At 46.8% G+C, this 15,808-nt stretch carries 16 protein-coding genes; 6 read left to right on the top strand and 10 right to left on the bottom strand.

Annotated features, from left to right (window positions below):
- Positions 1–114 precede the first annotated feature (114 nt).
- Positions 115–1,056, top strand: coding sequence for a ribonuclease HIII (gene rnhC / locus M1M80_RS14805; RefSeq protein ID WP_060399235.1), 942 nt, complete (start codon positions 115–117; stop codon positions 1,054–1,056).
- A gap of 35 nt (positions 1,057–1,091) precedes the next feature.
- Here rnhC and pheT read toward each other — a convergent pair whose 3' ends face one another.
- Both pheT and pheS read right to left on the bottom strand, forming a co-directional pair.
- Positions 1,092–3,506 carry a phenylalanine--tRNA ligase subunit beta gene (pheT, locus tag M1M80_RS14810; RefSeq protein ID WP_060399236.1) on the bottom strand — a complete coding sequence of 805 codons (2,415 nt, stop codon included), beginning with the start codon at positions 3,504–3,506 and terminating at the stop codon, positions 1,092–1,094.
- A 15-nt stretch (positions 3,507–3,521) separates the two neighbouring features.
- Positions 3,522–4,556, bottom strand: a complete 1,035-nt coding sequence (gene pheS / locus M1M80_RS14815; RefSeq protein WP_003237687.1) for a phenylalanine--tRNA ligase subunit alpha — start codon at positions 4,554–4,556, stop codon at positions 3,522–3,524.
- A gap of 80 nt (positions 4,557–4,636) precedes the next feature.
- On the opposite strand from pheS, the gene M1M80_RS14820 reads away from it, so the two are divergent.
- Positions 4,637–4,843 (top strand): hypothetical protein, encoded by a 207-nt coding sequence (locus M1M80_RS14820; RefSeq protein WP_019259117.1) that lies wholly within the window; start codon positions 4,637–4,639, stop codon positions 4,841–4,843.
- A 66-nt stretch (positions 4,844–4,909) separates the two neighbouring features.
- Here M1M80_RS14820 and M1M80_RS14825 read toward each other — a convergent pair whose 3' ends face one another.
- On the bottom strand, positions 4,910–5,656 hold the full coding sequence (locus M1M80_RS14825) for a TrmH family RNA methyltransferase (protein ID WP_003237689.1): 747 nt from the start codon (positions 5,654–5,656) through the stop codon (positions 4,910–4,912).
- 119 nt (positions 5,657–5,775) lie between these two features.
- Between M1M80_RS14825 and sspI the strand changes: the two genes are divergently transcribed.
- From sspI to M1M80_RS14845, 4 genes are all read left to right on the top strand, one after another.
- Positions 5,776–5,991: a small acid-soluble spore protein SspI gene (gene sspI, locus M1M80_RS14830; protein ID WP_003222464.1), complete on the top strand. Its 216-nt coding sequence runs from the start codon at positions 5,776–5,778 to the stop codon at positions 5,989–5,991.
- A gap of 68 nt (positions 5,992–6,059) precedes the next feature.
- Complete coding sequence (locus tag M1M80_RS14835; protein WP_060399237.1) at positions 6,060–7,166, top strand: CdaR family transcriptional regulator; 1,107 nt, start codon at positions 6,060–6,062, stop codon at positions 7,164–7,166.
- Between the two features lie 102 nt (positions 7,167–7,268).
- Entirely contained in the window at positions 7,269–8,681 is a 1,413-nt protein-coding gene (glcD, locus tag M1M80_RS14840; protein ID WP_060399238.1) for a glycolate oxidase subunit GlcD, read from the top strand.
- On the top strand, positions 8,678–10,012 hold the full coding sequence (locus tag M1M80_RS14845; RefSeq protein ID WP_060399239.1) for a (Fe-S)-binding protein: 1,335 nt from the start codon (positions 8,678–8,680) through the stop codon (positions 10,010–10,012). The genes glcD and M1M80_RS14845 overlap by 4 nt, the downstream gene beginning before the upstream one ends.
- Positions 10,013–10,048: 36 nt before the next feature.
- Here the strand turns inward: M1M80_RS14845 and M1M80_RS14850 are convergent, their stop codons facing one another.
- From M1M80_RS14850 to abfA, 7 genes are all read right to left on the bottom strand, one after another.
- Positions 10,049–10,417: a VOC family protein gene (locus tag M1M80_RS14850; RefSeq protein ID WP_248596983.1), complete on the bottom strand. Its 369-nt coding sequence runs from the start codon at positions 10,415–10,417 to the stop codon at positions 10,049–10,051.
- A complete protein-coding gene (locus tag M1M80_RS14855; RefSeq protein WP_080429046.1) occupies positions 10,332–10,520 on the bottom strand; it encodes a hypothetical protein in 189 nt (62 codons plus the stop codon). Before M1M80_RS14855 ends, M1M80_RS14850 begins: the two co-directional genes overlap by 86 nt.
- On the bottom strand, positions 10,463–12,259 hold the full coding sequence (gene cstA / locus M1M80_RS14860) for a carbon starvation protein CstA (RefSeq protein WP_060399241.1): 1,797 nt from the start codon (positions 12,257–12,259) through the stop codon (positions 10,463–10,465). The genes M1M80_RS14855 and cstA overlap by 58 nt, the downstream gene beginning before the upstream one ends.
- 111 nt (positions 12,260–12,370) lie before the next feature.
- Positions 12,371–13,264: a DUF4097 family beta strand repeat-containing protein gene (locus M1M80_RS14865; protein WP_060399242.1), complete on the bottom strand. Its 894-nt coding sequence runs from the start codon at positions 13,262–13,264 to the stop codon at positions 12,371–12,373.
- A complete protein-coding gene (locus M1M80_RS14870) occupies positions 13,261–13,815 on the bottom strand; it encodes an HAAS signaling domain-containing protein (protein ID WP_060399243.1) in 555 nt (184 codons plus the stop codon). The genes M1M80_RS14865 and M1M80_RS14870 overlap by 4 nt, the downstream gene beginning before the upstream one ends.
- Positions 13,812–14,138 (bottom strand): PadR family transcriptional regulator, encoded by a 327-nt coding sequence (locus M1M80_RS14875; RefSeq protein WP_019259126.1) that lies wholly within the window; start codon positions 14,136–14,138, stop codon positions 13,812–13,814. The genes M1M80_RS14870 and M1M80_RS14875 overlap by 4 nt, the downstream gene beginning before the upstream one ends.
- A gap of 151 nt (positions 14,139–14,289) precedes the next feature.
- A complete protein-coding gene (abfA, locus tag M1M80_RS14880; RefSeq protein ID WP_060399244.1) occupies positions 14,290–15,792 on the bottom strand; it encodes an alpha-L-arabinofuranosidase AbfA in 1,503 nt (500 codons plus the stop codon).
- Between the last annotated feature and the right edge of the window lie 16 nt (positions 15,793–15,808).

Consider the following 15,808-nt stretch of genomic DNA (forward strand, 5'->3'; position numbering starts at 1 on the left):
GAGAATCCTAGTTCTTATCATAACACGTTTATTAAATGAATGGAAAGACGAGCCTCCCGCTGTTATGATACACTGGTATATACAGTGAAAAGTGTAAAAAAAGGAGATTATTACGTGTCCCATTCTGTGATAAAAGTACCGTTGTCTGCTATTGACCAAATGAAAATGACGTATAGCGGTTCGCTTACTGCCTCTGTTCCGCAGGGAGCCGTTTTTCAGGCGAAACCGCCAGGCTGTACCATTACAGCATATAAATCCGGCAAGGTCTTGTTTCAAGGCAAAAACGCAGCGGCAGAATCAGCGCGCTGGGGAACAGCAGAACCGCAGGAAAAGAAGAAAACGGCCAAAAAACCGGCTGATCCCCGCTATGTTCCTCCGGCAAATATCGCCGGAATGTCTGTTATCGGCTCTGACGAGGTCGGAACTGGAGATTACTTTGGCCCGATGACGGTTGTATGTGCGTACGTCGACAAAACCATGCTTCCTTTAATGAAGGAACTCGGTGTTAAGGACTCTAAAGACTTAAAGGACCCGCAAATCATTGAGATTGCCCGAAACCTGATCAAAACCATTCCGTACAGCCTGCTTGTGTTAAAGAATGAAAAGTACAACAGCATGCAGGAAAAAGGCATGAGCCAAGGGAAAATGAAAGCCTTGCTGCACAATCAGGCCATCACCCATTTGTTAAGAAAAATGGACGGGGTAAAGCCTGAGGCCATTTTGATTGACCAATTCGCTGAGCCTGGCGTCTACTTCAATCATTTAAAGGGCAGAGACATTGTGAAGGAGCGGACCTATTTTAGCACAAAGGCTGAAGGCATTCACCTGTCAGTCGCCGCTGCTTCAATCATTGCAAGATATTCGTTTTTAATGGAAATGGATAAACTATCGCGCGAGGCAGGAATGACGCTTCCGAAAGGGGCCGGCCCGCACGTGGATGAGGCGGCTGCCAAGCTGATCCTTAAAAAAGGGGCATCCGCTCTCAGAGCCTTTACAAAACTCCATTTTGCCAATACGCAGAAAGCGCAGCGCCTTGCCGCTAAAAAACGTTCATAGAAAAAAGCTTGCAGATAAATCTGCAAGCTTTTTTATTAGCCTCTTAAAACGGCCTGATATTTGTCTTCTAACGCCTTCAGCACTTTGCTGTGCGCCTTTGTCACTTCTTCTTCAGTCAGGGTTTGTTCAGGGTTTACATATTGAAGTGAGAAAGCAACTGACTTTTTGCCTTCCTCCATATGCTCGCCTTCGTATACGTCAAAGACGGATACTTCTTTCAGAAGCTTTCCGCCAGCCTCTTTAATGACGCTTTCGAGCTGGCCGCTTGTGACGGATTTATCTGTTACAAGCGCGATATCACGTGTCACAGACGGATATTTTGGAATCGCCGTGTAAACAAGCGGCGCTGTTTCCGCTGCGAGTAACGCATGAAGATCAAGCTCAAACACGTATGTCTCTTTTATATCCAGTTCTTTTTCCAATGAAGGATGGACTTGGCCGATGAAGCCGATAAGAGAACCATTCAATAGAATGTTCGCTGTTCTGCCTGGGTGCAGCTGTTTGCGTTCAGACTGAACAAATTCAATGCTGTCGAGGACGTTCAGTTTTTCTAACAGCCCTTCTACAATTCCTTTGGCGACGAAGAAATCAACCGTTTTTTTCTCGCCCTGCCACAGCTGCTTGCGCCATAATCCGGTAACAGCTCCTGCCACGCGTTCTGTTTCAACAGGTTTTGTGTCCTCTTCCTTCGTCAGGAAAACGGAGCCGACTTCGTACAGTGCGACTGAGTCAGTCTGTCTCGCCAGGTTGTAAGAAACGGAGTCAAGCAGATTCGGAACAAGACTGTGTCTGAGAATGCTTCTTTCTTCACTCATCGGAAGCGCAAGCACAGTGTTCAGTGATTTTTCAATCGCAAACGCTGCCGCTTTCTTCTCGTTTGTCAGTGAGTAAGTGATGGCTTGTGACAAGCCTGCGCCTTCAAGAAAACGTCTGACTTTACGGCGTTTTGCCTGATATGGCGTTAATCCGCCTGTTGTTCCCGCTGTCTCAGGAAGCGTAGACGGAATGTTATCATAGCCGTACAGTCTTGCCGCTTCTTCAATTAAATCCTCTTCGATTGTAATGTCACCGCGACGTGATGGAACTGTCACGACGAGCAAATCATTTGCTTCACCGACAGTAAAGCCGAGACGATTATAAATGCTGATCAGTTCTTCTTTGCTGATTGTCATGCCGAGGACGCTGCTCACTTTGTCTGCAGAAACATGAATGTTATTCGCTTCGATTGTCAGGTGATCTTCCTCAACCGTTCCAGCGAGCACTTCACCGCCTGCATACAGATGGATTAGCTGTGCAGCCCGTTCTGCCGCAAGACGTACGCGCGCCGGATCAATGCCTTTTTCAAATCTTACGCTTGATTCACTTCTCAAACCAAGATCTTTGGAAGCCTTGCGAACCGTCTGTCCGTTGAAGTACGCAGCCTCAAGCAAAATCGTTTTCGTATCTTCCTGAACCTCTGACTCTGCTCCTCCCATGACACCGGCAACGGCTTGCGCTTTCGTTCCGTTCGTAATAACAAGGTGATCGGCAGACAGCTTACGTTTTTGATCATCAAGTGTTAAGATCGTTTCATTTTCAGCTGCTTTTCTTACTACGACTTCCTTGGAGCCGAATCTGTCATAATCAAACGCGTGAAGCGGCTGTCCGTATTCCAGCAGGACAAAGTTTGTGATGTCAACAACGTTGTTGTGCGGGCGAATGCCTGCATTCATCAGCTTTGTCTGCATCCAAAGCGGTGACGGAGCAATCGTGACGTTTTTAATGATTTTTGCAGTATACAGCGGGTTCGCTTCTTGATCTTCGACTTTGACAGCGATATAATCAGACGCTTGTTCTGAAGCAGCCGGATAATCCGTTTGCGGAAGTTTTACCTCTGTATCTAAAATCGCCGCAACCTCGTAAGCAACACCAAGCATGTTCATTGCATCCGCGCGGTTTGGCGTTAAACCAAGCTCAAGGATCGCATCGTCAAGCTGTAAAGCCGCTAAGGCATCGTTTCCTGTTTCAGCGTCATTCGGGAATACGAAAATGCCTTCCGCATACTCCTGCGCCACAAGCTTGCTTTCAATGCCAAGCTCCTGTAAAGAACAGATCATGCCGTTTGATTCTTCACCGCGAAGCTTTGCCTTTTTGATTTTGAAATTGCCCGGCAGCACCGCTCCGACTGTTGCAACTGCGACTTTTTGTCCTTTATCCACATTCGGCGCGCCGCAAATGATTTGTACAGGTGCTTCCGCTCCGATATCAACAAGGCATTTATTCAGCTTATCAGCATTCGGATGCTGCTCGCGCTCCAGCACGTGGCCGATGACAACGCCTTTGATGCCTTCCCCTTTGTATTCAATTCCTTCAACCTCAATGCCGGCTCTTGTAATTTTCTCAGCAAGAACAGCCGGGGCCATGCCTTTTATGTCAACATAATCCTCTAACCATTTATAAGAAACAAACATCCTAGCATCCTCCTCTTACGCCTGTTTAAACTGCGAAATAAATCTGACATCGTTTGTATAGAAGTGGCGGATATCATCAATGCCATATTTCAGCATCGCGATACGCTCAACACCCATTCCGAATGCGAAGCCCTGATATTCCTTCGGATCAAAGCCAGCCATTCTCAGCACGTTCGGGTGAACCATGCCAGCGCCGAGGATTTCGATCCAGCCTGTTCCTTTACATACTGAGCAGCCGTTTCCTCCGCATTTAAAGCATGTCACGTCTACTTCTACTGAAGGCTCAGTAAACGGGAAGAAGCTTGGGCGGAGTCTGATTTCGCGGTCTTCCCCGAACATTTTTTTCGCAACGAGTTCAAGCGTTCCTTTTAAATCACTCATGCTGATGTTTTTGTCAACGACAAGCCCTTCAATTTGCATAAATTGGTGAGAGTGCGTCGCATCATCGTTATCACGGCGGTATACTTTACCCGGACAAATGATTTTAACCGGCCCTTTGCCTTCGTGCTTTTCCATCGTCCGTGTCTGAACTGGAGAAGTTTGCGTTCTCATCAGAGTTTCCTCTGTAATGTAAAAGCTGTCCTGCATATCGCGCGCAGGGTGTTCTTTCGGCAGGTTGAGCGATTCGAAGTTGTAGTAATCCGTTTCAACCTCAGGTCCTTCCTCGACAGTGTAGCCCATACCGATAAATAAATCTTCAATTTCTTCAATGACAACTGTGAGCGGATGGCGGCCGCCGACTGCGACAGGGTTCCCCGGCAGCGTGACGTCAATTGTCTGTCCCGCAAGCTTCTGCTTCATTTCTTCTTCTTCAAGCTTCTCGTTTTTGATAGCAATCGCATTGGCGATACGCTCTCTTACTTCGTTCGCGAGCGCGCCCATTTTCGGACGTTCCTCAGCAGAAAGTTTGCCCATTCCGCGCAGCACTTCTGTAATCGGCCCTTTTTTTCCGAGATATTGCACCCGAATATCATTGACAATCTTTAATGAGCTTGCCGCTTCTACTTGTTCTAAAGCTTCTTGTTCCAGCTGTTTTAGCTTTTCTTCCATTTTGCATCCTCCTTTTATGTAACAAACCGTTATATGTCTTTGGAAAACAAAAAAAACCCGTCCCTTGTACAAGGGACGAGTTGTGGCCGCGGTACCACCCTTATTTCAGACAGACTGATGCTGTCGTCAGCTTCATTGACATAACGGAATCAGATTCCGGTTCACCTTTACGCGCAGTGTGCGCGGTCCCGGCGACAACTCAAGAGGTGAAGACAATTTCCGGCTGCGTTAAAAATGCTCTCAGTCAGCGGCATTTTCTCCCTGGAAAGCAGTTGATCAGAAATTGAGGTCCTCTGTCACGGTTTTTCAAATATTATGTTCTATTATAGAGAAATCCAACGCTTCGCGCAACACTATCCTCGCAAGTGATACACGAGGATGGCAGCCGCAATCGCAACGTTCAGTGATTCAGCCTGTCCGTAAAGCGGCACGTACAGGTTCAAATCCGTTTTTTCCAGCAAGGCGGCATCCACCCCTGCCCCTTCATTTCCTACAATGAGCGCAAAGGATTCAGCCTGAGGCATATCCCTGTAAGGCGCTCCGTTTTGCAGCGCCGTGCCGTACACTTTTACCCCCTCTGCTTTCAATTCATCCACATATGTATGCAGGTTTCTTCTCACAACAGGAATATGAAAGTGAGAACCTTGTGCGGATCGAAGCGTTTTTCCGTTAAAGGCGTCCGCCGTGCCGTCACCGAGCACAACCGCATCTAAACCGGCCGCATCTGCTGTCCGAATCATCGTGCCGAGGTTTCCCGGATCTTGAACAGCGTCAATCAGCAGCACCCGCTGAGGCGACGCCAGTTTTTCTTCAGGCATATGGCACACAGCGGCGATCTGCTGCGGCGTTTCAGTTTCAGTAACAGCTGAAAACGCATCTTCACTCAGCACGTAGCACTGGATGCTTACATCAAGTTCTGACGGAATTTTCGTTTCATCCTTTACAAGGATTTCTTTCACCGTGCCCGGGCTCTTGAGCGCCTCTTCAACAAGATGTTCTCCCTCAATCAGAAATGTATTCGTTTTTGTTCGTTCTTTTTTCGTGTGAAGCTTTTTCCAATCCTTCACTTTTTGGTTTTTTGCGGATTCTATTTGTTTCACTGTCTGTGTGGCTCTCCTTTTTTTAACATGATGTTATTATATCGCAAGAACAGCACATAATAAACCAGGTGCAGGGTTAGAATATACGTATAACATTTTAGGAAAAGGAGCGTTTTTACATGGATCTTAATTTACGTCATGCCGTCATTGCCAATGTAACCGGCAATAATCAGGAGCAGCTTGAACATACAATTGTGGATGCGATTCAAAGCGGTGAAGAAAAAATGCTTCCGGGGCTCGGCGTTTTATTCGAAGTCATTTGGCAGCACGCATCCGAGAGTGAGAAAAACGAAATGCTAAAAACGCTTGAAGGCGGATTAAAACCCGCCCAATAAGACATGAAACCGGGTGACAGCGCCCGGTTTTTTTCTTATATAATAAAAACATGATGAGGGGGATCGCCATGTTTTTACAACCGTTATTAGTGAAAAAAATCATTGCTGAAGTCAAAAAAATGTACGAACGTGAAGTCATTATTGTGAACACAGACGGTCTCATTATGGCAAGCACAAATGATGAGCGGGTCGGACGTTTTCATGAGGGAGCGCTCATCTGCGCAAAAGAGAAGCGCAATGTCATTATTACAAAAGAAGATGAAAAGAAATTAAAAGGAGTGAAGGCAGGCCTGAATCTCCCTGTATTTTCTGACCGTGATGTGATCGCCGTCTTCGGGCTGACAGGCGAGCCCGCTGAGATTCAGCCATACGGGGAGCTGCTTCGGAAAATGACAGAACTGTTCATTAAGGAATCGTGGCATTTAGAGCAGTCCCAGTGGCGTGAGAGAATGCTGGAGTCCTTTATGATTGATTGGCTGCAATTAAAAGAATGGTCACCCGGTTTTCTGGAGAAAGCCCAGCTTCTTGGTATTGACCTTGCCTCCCCGCACCAAATGATTCTCATTCAAGGCTATGAGTGGTCACGCTATGAAATTGAACAAATGACACATATCTGGAAATCAGCGTACCCTTCGGATTTGTTCATCAGGTGGGGAAATGAACGGATTCTGATTAATCACGAAGTGCCAAAACATGAACAGAGGGATCGGCTTTTACGGCAGATTCTTCTCATTTGTTCGTTTGCTCATACCGCAAACAGCCGATATGCCGCAGCTGGCGCCGGAAGGGCTGTTTCAAGCTCCAGCCTGACAGACTCATACGAGCAAGCGGAAAAAGCGCTGGCTGTCAGCCTTAAGCGGAAAACGCCCATCTTCGAAGAGGATCTGAAGCTTGATATGTGCCTGACTGAGATCAGCCCTGGTACCCGTAATGAATTTCCGCAAAGGGTATTCCGTGAGGCACTTCAACGTCTGGAGCTTATGAATACGATACGGACTTTCTTTCATCACGATTTGTCTTTGAAACAAACCGCTGAAGACATGCATATACACATCAATACATTGCGTTATCGTCTGTCTAAGGCTGAACAGCTGACAGGTTTGCGTTTTGACCGCACTGAGGACATCGTCACAATGTATGTTGCACTCTGTTTTTTAGATCAAGATACAAAATAAAGAGAGTTTCAGTTTCATTATTTATATGTTTCTCCATGGAAGGCTTTGCTTTTTTTCTTTTACAATAGATTGAAAGCGTTTTTTGACAGGGGGATGGGTGAAATGATCACCAAAGATGTAAAAGAACAGCTGATACAAATCGTCGGACCGGAAAACTTTGATGACTCCAATGCCGGGCGTCTCGTCTATTCATATGATGCGACGCCGCAGTTTCAGTCTATGCCTGATGCCGTGATTGCACCGAGGAATACAGATGAAGTATCACGAATTTTAGCGATTTGCAGCGAACATCAAGTGCCGATTGTTCCAAGAGGATCAGGGACTAACCTGTGCGGCGGCACGTGCCCGACTGAAGGCGGACTTGTTCTTCTCTTTAAGCATATGAACCGGATTCTTGAGATTGATGAAGAAAATTTGACCGCCACAGTCCAGCCGGGCGTCATTACGCTGGATATGATCCGCGCGGTTGAAAGCAAGGGTTTGTTTTATCCGCCTGATCCGAGTTCTATGAAAATATCAACCATGGGCGGAAACATCAATGAAAATTCCGGCGGGCTCCGCGGATTAAAATACGGCGTCACCCGCGACTATGTTATTGGACTGGAGGTTGTGCTCGCAAATGGTGACATCATCCGCACCGGCGGAAAACTCGCAAAGGATGTGGCCGGATACGATCTCACACGTCTTTTTGTCGGCTCAGAAGGAACACTCGGCATTGTGACAGAGGCAATCGTCAAACTCGTTCCAAAGCCGGAAACAAAGAAGACGCTGCTTGCCCTTTATGAAAATATCGACGCCGCTGCTCAAACGGTATCAGACATCATTGCCGCAAAAATCATACCCGCCACGCTTGAATTTCTCGACCAGCCTACACTTTTGGTGATTGAGGATTATGCCAAAATCGGCCTTCCGACAAACGCAAAGGCGGTTCTGTTAATTGAGCAAGACGGACCGCTTGAAACCGTAGCACGGGATATAGAAAAGATTGAGGCGATCTGCAAAAAAGGCGACGCCGTCTCCGTTCAGACCGCACAAACAGAGGAGGAAGCGTTTGCCCTGACTGAAGCCCGGCGCTCTGCACTTTCTGCCCTGGCCCGCCTCAAGCCGACGACGATTTTAGAGGATGCGACCGTTCCTCGCTCAGAAATCGCCAATATGGTAAAAGCGATTAATGATATTGCTGCTAAATATGATATTTCCATCTGCACTTTCGGCCATGCGGGAGACGGGAACCTTCACCCGACATGCACGACAGACATAAGAAATGAGGATGAAATGGAACGTGTCGAACAGGCTTTTGCCGAGATTTTTGAGAAAGCGATTGAACTTGGCGGGACGATAACCGGGGAGCACGGAGTCGGGGCCATGAAGGCGCCTTACTTGGAAATGAAGCTGAAAAAAGAAGGCATTGCCGCGATGAAAGCGCTGAAAGCGGCATTTGATCCCCAGAACATATTAAATCCGGGCAAAGTGTTTGCGAAAGACGCCAGAAAACGTGTGGTGACGGAAAGATGACAACAGAAAAAGAAATGAAACAGATCCAATATGAGTTTAAAGAGCGCATGGATGAAGGCGAGCTTTTGAATTGTATGCGCTGCGGCTTCTGTCTTCCTTCCTGCCCGACCTATATCGAATCGGGATTTCAGGAAACTCACTCTCCGCGCGGGCGCATCGCCTTAATGAAAGCCGTAGCTGACGGTATGATTGAACCGGATGAAGATGTCGAACGGTCGCTGTCACTTTGCCTCGGCTGCCGCGCCTGTGAACCTGTATGCCCGTCAGGCGTGAAATACGGACAGCTGCTTGAGGAAGCCAGAGATATTATCCACCAAAATAAAAAACACTCGCTCGGCGCACGTGTCATGCGAAAGGCGGCTTTTCACGAGCTGTTTCCGCATCAAAACCGCATGCGCTCAGCTGTAAGCCTTATCGGTTTGTATCAGCGGTCAGGGCTGCAAACCGCTATGCGTAAAACCGGTATGCTTCGCGTCCTGCCAGAGCATTTGCGGACAATGGAAGCCGTTCTTCCTGATGTTCCCAAAAGCAAAGACATGAAGCATCGGCCGCGTTTACTGCCGTCAATTGGCCCCATGAAAAAACGGGTTGCCTTTTTTTCGGGCTGCTTAATGGATACAATGTTTTTACCGACCAACAATGCCACACTAAAACTTTTACAGCTGGCAGGCTGTGACATTGTCATCCCGCCTGAACAGGCTTGCTGCGGTGCCCTTCATGGACACAGCGGTGAAAAAAACGCGGGGAAAGAGCTCGCGAAACAAAATATCGCTGCTTTTGAAGCGTTAGACGTGGATGCTGTCATTACAAACGCAGGAGGGTGCGGAGCCTTTCTCACTGAATATGATCATTTGCTGAAGGATGACCCCGAGTGGTCGGAGCGGGCTGCTGCGTTTGTTCAGAAGCTGAAAGATTTTTCGTCCGTTTTGGTTGAGCTCGATTTCCATCAGATGAACCTAGCACTCGAGACGCCGCAGATCATTACTTATCAAGATTCATGTCATCTAAGAAATGTGATGCATACGTCGCTCGAGCCCCGCCAGCTTCTTCAAAGCATCAAGGGAACCGAATTCAGAGAGATGGATAAAGCGGACAGCTGCTGCGGATCAGCGGGAATTTATAACATCGTGGAAGCTGAGATGTCTATGAAAATACTGGACAGTAAAATGGCTGCCGTCAAAGCAACCGAAGCGATCGTCATTGTGACAGCAAATCCAGGCTGTTTGCTGCAGATGAAACTCGGCATTGAACGCGAAGGACTAAGCGGTAAAGTCAAAGCTGTTCACTTGGCTGATTTGCTGCTGGAAGCAGCTGGACACAAAACATCATAAGAAAGCCCAAAACAGAAATTGTTTTGGGCTTGTTCGTTATTCCATCGGACTGCAAATTTCAATATAATGTCCATCTGGGTCTGCGATATAAGCGACCGTCTGCCCCCATGGCTTCACTTTAGGCTCTCCAATAATCGTGACGCCTTGTTCTCTCAACCTTTTGATGACTGCTTCTACATTTTCAGTCACAAATCCGATTTCAAATGTGTGCGAATCAGATGTATCTGGAATGTCTAGCGGCGTGATTTCTCTGGCGCTCTCTCGCGTATTAAGCGCCAATATCGTAGAACCTGTTTCAAATTCGACATACGTGCCGTGTTCAGCACGAATCGGCAGTCCTAAAATATCCTGATAAAAATGAATGGCCCGCTTGCTGTCTGATACGTATAGAATAAGATATTTCATTGATAGATTCATTTCCAATCCTCCTCAAATTTTTCATTAGCCCTTCTATCCCGGGATAGATGCTTCCATCCTTAAGCTCGGATCTTTCCACATCTGCGCCCATTTTTTTACTGCTGCAACGATAATGATGAAGCCTAACAGCAGCATGATGATCGATAATACGCCATTCAATACACTATAGCCTGCTGCTTCTGGATTGAGATACACATGGCGCACCATCCAATAGCCCGCATAATTGACAGTGACATATAAATAGGCAAGCGGGATAAGGCAGGTCAGAATGTAACGGCGTTTATCGGCGATTTTCAGTACTATGGTCGCTCCGATAATCAGCCCCACTGAAGCCATCAGCTGATTGGACACGCCGAACAGCGCCCAAATGGAACCGATATCCCCTGAATACAGCAAATAACCCCACATCAAGCAGGCAAGCGCGCTGGCAAATACAGATCCCGGAATCCAGTCTGTTTTCTTCAGCGGCTTATACACCTCTCCGAAGAAATCCTGAATCAAATAACGGGCAACACGTGTGCCGGCGTCAATCGCTGTTAAAATAAATACAGCTTCAAACATAATGACAAATTGGAAAAAGTATGAGGCCAAATGGCTGAAAAACGGCATTCCGGTAAAAATATAAGTCATTCCCACCGCAAGCGTGACGGCTCCCCCTGTTCTTCCTTCTAAGTCCAAACCGATTTCCCTGCTCAATTCAGGCAAATGTACGACATCCATGCCGAGCGTACGGAAAACCTCAGGTGTGCTGTTAATCGCAAAGTAATCAGCAGGCTGTAAGGCGGTTGCCGCAATCAGTGCCATGATACCGACAAGACACTCGACAAGCATTGCACCGAACGCAACCGGCTTCATATCACTCCACTTATTCAGCATTTTCGGCGTCGTTCCTGAACCGACAAAAGCATGAAATCCCGAGATCGCACCGCAGGCAATGGTTATTGAAATGAATGGCCAGACGGGCCCTGCCAGCACCGGCCCTCCGCCTTTTACGAATTCTGTAAACGCAGGAAACGGGATGGAGGGATTGACGACAAACACCCCAGCAATCAAAGCGATAAAAACACCGATTTTCATAAAGCTGCTTAAATAATCACGGGGTGCGAGAAGCAGCCAAACAGGAAGCGCCGCTGCAAAGAACGCATAAACAGGAAGTGCTACTGAAAGCGTTTTCGTATCTAGCGTTAACAAGTCACCGAGCGTGGTAGTCTGCACCCATGGGCCGATAAAGACTCCTGCCATTAAAAAGAGAAAACCGATTGTTGAGGCGAGCTTTAAATTTCCTGTTTTCTTATAAAATAAGCCCACGCCCATCGCAATCGGAATCGTAATCCCTACCGCAAACGTTCCCCACGGATTGCGTTCAAGCGCGTGCAGCACAACCATCGACAGGCCCGCCATCGTAATCGTGATAATAAACAGCATGGACAGTCCCGTGCAAAATCCGGCAACAGGGCCGAGCTCATCCTTCGCCACTTCCGACAGCGACTTTCCATTTTTGCGCATCGATGCAAACAGCACAACAATATCATGGACGGCTCCCCCTATTACCGCCCCGATTAACAGCCATAATAACCCCGGCAAATAGCCGAACTGCGCGGCCAGAATCGGTCCGACCAGCGGCCCGGCCGCTGCGATCGCCGCAAAATGATGGCCGAACGAAACCCATTTATTTGTAGGCACATAGTCTTTTCCATCCTCAAGCGCGTGAGCAGGCGTCGGCTTGTCATCATTCACTTTGAGAACCTTCACCATCATAAATGTTCCGTATAAACGATAGGCGATAGCCAAAATACACATTGACGCTATCACAATTGTAACCGCATTCATTTTCTCCCATCCCCTTTGCTGTTTTTCATAAATATATCACAATTTCATAGTGAAAAGCGGTCATTTTTTCCTATACAAAAAAGCCGGCTGGAATGAGCCGGCTTGAGACAGTTAGTTTAGTTCAATATCTCCAGATGTTGTACGAACTTTTAAATGGTTAGAGATCCAGCTATCACCTACATAACCTACAATACGGTGCTCTGATTTTTCTTTATAAAGGATTTGGTCGAGATTGACCGAGGCATCACCGGAGTCAGCCTGAAAATCCACTGCCAAGGATGCAGGTTCTTTCTGATATTCTACGGACACACTTCCGCTCGTAGTGACGATGTCGATTTCTTCGTTCTGATTATCCTGAAGAAGATCAATATCCCCGGAGGTTGTCTTATAGTTCACCTTTTTAGCTGTTGTGTCGCTGCTTTTTATTGATCCGCTTGTTGTCTTTACCTCACCTTGGCCGAATGAATTTTGGTCAGCTTGAATATCTCCGCTCGTTGTTTTTAACGTTAGCTCGTTTTTGATGCGTGTATGCTTCACCTCAATATTTCCTGATGTAGAGTCAGCAGCTGATTGATCCGTTTGCGCATTTTCTATCAGAATATCGCCAGAGGTTGTCGTTACGGTTATCTCATCATACTTCTTTTCCGGAATAGTGATTGTGATTTTCATATCCTTTTCGCTGCCCCACGGTATAAAAGAGATGATATTCTCGCGTTCTTTTTGATTGATTTTTAATGATTTTCCATCCTGGCTCACATCGAACAGCTTTTTGCTTTTATCACTGGCTTTTCCTTCAGCAGCTACCTGAATATCATCCGTTTGCCCGCTTTTGACCTCTGTATTCATGGAGGTCGTTGTTACCTTAATTTTTTTAATATCTGAAGCATCATATGTTTCGGCAGCTTTCACCTCATCTTTTGTAAAATCCGAGGCAGCTGCAGAGATGACAGCTCCGATTACCCCGACTGCAAATACTGCGATCAATCCTATTATGATCTTTTTCATGTCTGCGCCCCCGTCACCAGCTTTAGATTATATCTGATATATCGTAAACTCATGCCATACAGCAGCTTGCCTAAGTGCCACAGCCCTATACACAGGAGCAGCCCCAGACTCCCAAACACGAGTGATAAAAAGAACTCCAGCATCATGTGCGTATTCATTTGAAACATCACCATGCCGACAAAAATGATCGGTGACACAGAAAGTGCAAGCGCCGCCCCGCATACTCCCACGTACACTCCTAAAATGCCAATAGCCGGTCCCAGCACGAAAATCATATTTAAGAAGCTTATCGCTGCTGCTGAACATACCATGTGAAAGAGGTTCTTTTTAGGGCGCTGCTCTGCTAAAGCAGTTTCCGTGACATCTTGCATCAATTCCTTTGCAATTTGTTTTGGGGAGCCGAGTTCCCTGATGATGTCCGCTTCTGGCCTGCCTTCTTTGATCCCTTCGGTAATATGTTCTTCAAAATCAAATAAGACCTCATTCCGCTCTTTTTCTGAAAGCGGCTTTAACGCTTTACTCAACTCCTGCAAAAACAGTTCTTGATTCATCGTTCTCCTCCCCTTGCCGTATCAATGATTTGATTGACAGATGCTGTGAACTGATCCCATTCTGCCAGCAGCAGTTTCATTCGCATGAAACCAAGCTTTGACATCGTGTAATATTTTCTGGCAGGCCCTTCGGAAGACGGCGCCATATATGTTTCTAAATACTCTTCTTTCGTCAGTCTTCTGAGAAGAGGATATAAGGTGCCTTCAGCAATCGCCATGTACCTGGAAATGTTTTGAGATAGCTCATATCCGTATTGGTCTTTTTCGGATATTAATACAAGCACACATAGCTCTAATGCTCCCTTTTTAAATTGAGCATTCATCATAAAATCCTCCCTGCGGCTCGTCAATTTTATTTACATTTTCCACCACTTACCCATATGGTAACATCTACTACTGAACATTACAAGGTACTGAACCATATCTACTAAGAAAAAAAGAAAAACCGGAGAGAGCTCTCCGGTTTTGTTTCTCTTATGACTGTTTTTTCAGGCGGATCACATTCCATGAAAGCGGCGTGAAATGGGCGGTTAAGGCGTTTTCGCTGACAGACGATGTTCCGTTGGAATGCGGGACGACATTTTTTCTGTTATGCTGGTTTGTCGCTTTGATATCCTGATGCTCGAGTACGATGTGCTCTGCGATTTGATAGGATTCAAAACCTCTGAGCGAAATCTCCGTCTCCATCTGATCCTCAGCTTTGTTTACCGCAAAAATGGTGAGTGTTTCTTCCTCTTCGGCGTACACAACAGCGGCATCAACATATGGCACATCAGTAAAATCTGAGCAGTCGTACTTCGGAGAAGAAATAAGCGGTTTCAGTGACTCGCCCCTTCCGTAAACAGAAGCATGCATGTACGGATAGAAAATCGGCTGTCTCCATGCTTCCCCGCCTTTTTCCGTCATGATCGGCGCGATGACATTTACAAGCTGTGCAAGACACGCGATTTTCACACGGTCTGCGTGCTGCAGCATTGTAATGAGCAGAGAGCCGACCAATAAGGCATCTTCAAAATTATAAATATCCTCTAAAATCGGACGCGCAGTAATCCACGGCTCGACTTTTTTATCAGCCTCATTTGAGTGATACCAGACGTTCCATTCATCCAGAGAGAGATTGATTGTTTTCTTGCTGCGTGTTTTTGCTTTTACATAGTCACAGGTTGCAGCGACTGATTTAATAAAATGATCCAGATCCATGGAACGGGCCAAGTAGTTTGGCAGATTGTTATCCCGGTTTCCGTAATACGTATGGAGAGAAATATAGTCGACATGCTCATACGTATGCTCCAGCACCTTTGCTTCCCAATCAATAAAGGTCGGCATGCCGCTGTTTGAGCTGCCGCAGGCAACAAGTTCAATTGATGGGTCAACCCACTTCATGACCTTTGCCGTCTCTGCGGCAAGCCGTCCGTATTCGTCAGCTGTTTTGTGGCCGATCTGCCATGGGCCGTCCATCTCGTTTCCAAGGCACCATGTCTTGATGCCGTACGGCTGTTCATAGCCATGCGATCTTCTTAAATCACTCCAGTAAGAGCCCTTCGGGTGGTTGCAGTATTCAACGAGATTTCGGGCGGCATCTATGCCTCTTGTGCCGAGGTTGACCGCCATATTGACCTCAGTGTTAACCTTTTTTGCCCAAGATAAAAATTCATTTGTTCCCACTTCATTGGTTTCTGTCGTTTGCCATGCCAAGTCAAGCCGTCTCGGGCGGTTTTCGACAGGCCCGACTCCGTCCTCCCAGTTGTATCCGGACAAAAAGTTTCCGCCCGGATAGCGGATAATCGGAACCTGCAATTCTTTGATCAGCGACTGGACATCCTTTCTAAACCCGTCTTCATCCGCTTCAGGATGATCAGGCTCATATATGCCTTCATATACCGCACGCCCCATATGTTCGATAAACGAGCCGTAAATCCGTTTGTCTACTTCACCGATTTTATATTCTTTGTCTACAATCATTCGCGCTTTTTTCATCACACGTTTCCTCCTT

The organism is Bacillus inaquosorum (assembly GCF_023238325.1).
GTDB lineage: Bacteria > Bacillota > Bacilli > Bacillales > Bacillaceae > Bacillus > Bacillus inaquosorum.

What these genes read in the sequence shown, in the direction of transcription:
- pheT (WP_060399236.1), bottom strand. Translation starts at nt 3,506, where the DNA reads ATGTTTGTTTCTTATAAATGGTTAGAGGATTATGTTGACATAAAAGGC.
- pheS (WP_003237687.1), bottom strand. Translation starts at nt 4,556, where the DNA reads ATGGAAGAAAAGCTAAAACAGCTGGAACAAGAAGCTTTAGAACAAGTA.
- sspI (WP_003222464.1), top strand. Translation starts at nt 5,776, where the DNA reads ATGGATCTTAATTTACGTCATGCCGTCATTGCCAATGTAACCGGCAAT.
- M1M80_RS14835 (WP_060399237.1), top strand. Translation starts at nt 6,060, where the DNA reads ATGTTTTTACAACCGTTATTAGTGAAAAAAATCATTGCTGAAGTCAAA.
- glcD (WP_060399238.1), top strand. Translation starts at nt 7,269, where the DNA reads ATGATCACCAAAGATGTAAAAGAACAGCTGATACAAATCGTCGGACCG.
- M1M80_RS14845 (WP_060399239.1), top strand. Translation starts at nt 8,678, where the DNA reads ATGACAACAGAAAAAGAAATGAAACAGATCCAATATGAGTTTAAAGAG.
- M1M80_RS14850 (WP_248596983.1), bottom strand. Translation starts at nt 10,417, where the DNA reads ATGAAATATCTTATTCTATACGTATCAGACAGCAAGCGGGCCATTCAT.
- M1M80_RS14855 (WP_080429046.1), bottom strand. Translation starts at nt 10,520, where the DNA reads ATGGGCGCAGATGTGGAAAGATCCGAGCTTAAGGATGGAAGCATCTAT.
- cstA (WP_060399241.1), bottom strand. Translation starts at nt 12,259, where the DNA reads ATGAATGCGGTTACAATTGTGATAGCGTCAATGTGTATTTTGGCTATC.
- M1M80_RS14865 (WP_060399242.1), bottom strand. Translation starts at nt 13,264, where the DNA reads ATGAAAAAGATCATAATAGGATTGATCGCAGTATTTGCAGTCGGGGTA.
- M1M80_RS14870 (WP_060399243.1), bottom strand. Translation starts at nt 13,815, where the DNA reads ATGAATCAAGAACTGTTTTTGCAGGAGTTGAGTAAAGCGTTAAAGCCG.
- M1M80_RS14875 (WP_019259126.1), bottom strand. Translation starts at nt 14,138, where the DNA reads ATGAATGCTCAATTTAAAAAGGGAGCATTAGAGCTATGTGTGCTTGTA.
- abfA (WP_060399244.1), bottom strand. Translation starts at nt 15,792, where the DNA reads ATGAAAAAAGCGCGAATGATTGTAGACAAAGAATATAAAATCGGTGAA.